Below are 3,302 nucleotides of genomic sequence, written 5' to 3'. Positions count from 1 at the left end.
AGCAGGGGGATGGTGGGGGTGGTGGGGGTGAGGTGGGTGAGGCTGTCGCGGATCTGGGTTTCGACCGCTTCGACGTGGGGGCTGTGGGAGGCGTAGTCGACGGGGATGCGACGGGCCCGGACATCCCGCCGACCGCAGTGGGCCAGGAGTTCGTCGACGGCTTCGGGGTCGCCGGAGATGACCACCGTGCGGGGGCCGTTGACGGCGGCGATCGACAACCGCCCCGACCAGCAGGCGAGGTGTTCCTCGGCCTCTTTTGCAGACAGGGTCAGGGAGGCCATCGCGCCGTTCCCCGCCAACCGGGCCAGAGCCTGACTGCGGAGGGCGACCACGGTGGCGGCGTCGGTCAAGGTCAGGGCCCCGGCGATGTGGGCGGCGGCGATCTCGCCTTGGCTGTGGCCGATGACGGCGTCGGGTTGGATGCCGCAGGCCTGCCACATCCGCGCCAGACTTACCATGACGGCGAAGAGTGCGGGTTGGATGACGTCGACGCGTTCGAGGGCCGGGGCGTTGTCCGTGTGCCGCAGTACCTCTCCTAGCGACCAGTCGACGTGGGGTGTGAGGGCTTCCTCGCATGCCTGGATGTGGGTGGCGAAGACGGGTGAGGTGTCCAGGAGGTCGGCTGTCATGCCTGCCCATTGGGAGCCTTGGCCGGGGAAGACGAAGACGGTTTTGCCGGTGGCGTGGATGGCGCCGGTGATGATGTGCGCGGCCGGGTCGTCGATGGCGAGGCGCTGAAGGCTCTGGGTCAACTCGTTACGGTCATGGCCGAGGATGACCGCGCGGTGCTCGAAGGCGGTGCGGGTGGTGGCCAGGGACCAGGCCACGTCGGCGGGTGGGAGCTCGCGGTGGTTGTGGAGGTGAGTGTGGAGGCGTCGGGCTTGCTCGCGTAGGGCGTTGTCGGTACGGGCGGAGAGCATCCAGGGCAGTACCGGCGAGCGCAGGACGACGTCGCGTACTCCGTCGCCCTCTTCGGCATGCGTGTCATCGGCTGGTTCGGTGGGAGTGGGAGTGGGAGTGTGGGTGGGCGCGGGAGCGGGGGTGGGGGTGGGGAAGGTGGGGGACTGTTCGAGGATGAGGTGGGCGTTGGTGCCGCTGACGCCGAAGGAGGAGACACCGGCGCGGCGCGGCCGGTCCGAGCGGAGCCACGGCTGAGCCTCGGTCAGCAGGGACACCGCTCCACTCGACCAGTCCACGTGGGGAGACGGCGCGTCGATGTGCAGGGATTTCGGCAGTAGCTCGTTCCGTAGCGCCATCACCATCTTGATCACGCCTGCCACACCGGCGGCAGTCCCCGTATGGCCGATGTTCGACTTTACTGATCCGAGCCACAGGGGGTTTTCGGGGGTGTGGTTGTGGCCGTAGGTGGCGAGGAGGGCTTGGGCTTCGATGGGGTCGCCGAGGGTGGTGCCGGTGCCGTGGGCTTCGACGGCGTCGATGTCGGCTGGGGTGAGTGCGGCGTTGGTGAGGGCTTGGTGGATGACGCGTTGCTGGGAGGGGCCGTTGGGGGCGGTGAGTCCGTTGCTGGCGCCGTCCTGATTGACCGCGCTGCCGCGCACGAGGGCGAGGACGGGGTGTCCGTGGCGTTGTGCCTGGGACAGCGGCTCCAGCAGCAGCATGCCGGCGCCCTCGGACCAACCAGTTCCGTCCGCGTTGGCGGCGAAGGGTTTGCACCGGCCGTCGGGGGCCAGGCCACGCTGGCGGCTGAACTCCACAAACACGCTCGGTGTGGCGATCACGGTGACACCACCAGCCAGGGCCATGGCGCACTCCCCGGACCGCAACGCCTGGCAGGCCAGATGCAGTGCGACAAGCGATGACGAACACGCGGTCTCGACAGTGACCGCGGGGCCTTCCACGCCCAGGGTGTAGGCCACCCGGCCGGAGGCGACGCTGGTCATGTTGCCCGTCAGCAGGTAGCCCTCGACGCCATCCGGGGCGACGTCGAGGCGCGGCGCGTACTCCTGCGCGGCGATACCCGCGAAGACGCCTGCCTGACTTCCCTTCAATGACGTCGGGTCGATGCCTGCCCGTTCCACGGCTTCCCAGGAGGTCTCCAGGAGCAGTCGCTGCTGGGGGTCCATCGACAGGGCTTCGCGTGGAGAGATGCCGAAGAAGGCCGGGTCGAACTGCCCTGCCTCGTGGAGGAAGCCGCCCTCCCGGACGTAGGACTTACCCGGTTGCTCCGGGTCTGGGTCGTAGAAGCCGTCCAGGTCCCAGCCACGGTCGGTGGGGAAGTCTGATACCGCGTCAGCGCCTGATGCCACCAGGTCCCACAACGCCTCCGGAGATGAAGCGCCTCCTGGAAAGCGGCAGGCCATTCCGACGATCGCGATGGGTTCCTCCGCCACAGCCGTGATTGGCACGGGTCGCGCTGGATCGTCGTGTGCGCCCACCAACTGCGTACGAAGGAACTCTGCGAGGGCGGCAGGAGTGGGGTAGTCGAACACCAGAGTCGTGGGCAGCGCGAGTGCGGTCGCGGCCCGTAGCCGGTTGCGTAGATCGACAGCGGCGACTGAGTCGAACCCCAACTCCTTGAAAACGCGTTGGGCCCGCACTGCCTCTGAAGAACGGTGACCGAGCGTCGCTGCCGTATGGAGGCAGACCAGATCTGTGAGCACCTGTGTCTGGTCGGTCTTGGACAGGTCGGCGAGACTGCGTTGCCATTCGTGAGACGCATCGGAGGCGGCGCTCTGTTTCTCCGAGGATCGCAGGGCTTCTTGTGCCTCGGGTACGTCGCTGATCAGCGGGCTCGGACGTACGGACGCGACGCGCGGCGCGAAGCGCTGCCAGTCCAGTTCAGCGATGACCACGGCCGTCTCGTCGTGGTCAAGCGATTGACGCATGGCGCCGAGCGCGAACTCCGGGTCCAGACGAGGCAGCCCCTGCTGGCGACGCTTTCTGTCGAGGTCCGAGTGTGTGGGGCCGTTGCTCGCCTCTTGACTTGTCTCTGGTGCGTCCCACTCGCCCCAAGCGATCGATACGGCGGGCAGGCCAGCCGCGCGCCGATGGTGGGCCAAGGCGTCCATCTGAGCGCTGACCGCTGCGGAGCCCGCATGGTCCGTACCCCCGAAGGTGCCTACGGACGAGGAGAAGAGCACGAAGGCGGATAGGGGCACATCACGCGTGAGTTCGTGGAGGTGCCAGGCCGTTTGTTCCTTGGCGTTGATTGCGGAGGCGAGTTGCTGAGGGGTGATGGTGTTGATGGGGGCGTGGTGTCCGCTTCCCGCGGTGTGGATGACGGTGGTGAGGGGGTGTTCGGTGGGGATGGTGGCGAGGGTGTCGGCGAGGGTTTGGCGGTT

At 67.9% G+C, this 3,302-nt stretch carries 1 protein-coding gene; it reads right to left on the bottom strand.

What is annotated here, in order from left to right:
• A partial coding sequence (locus AC5P1B_RS35540; RefSeq protein ID WP_493892167.1) for a type I polyketide synthase occupies positions 1 to 3,302 on the bottom strand: 3,302 nt, incomplete at both ends.

The sequence above is a fragment of the Streptomyces sp. A01 genome (genome assembly GCF_059026195.1).
The sequence above is the reverse complement of the archived record's forward strand: the minus strand, read 5'-3'. Positions and strand labels throughout refer to the sequence as shown.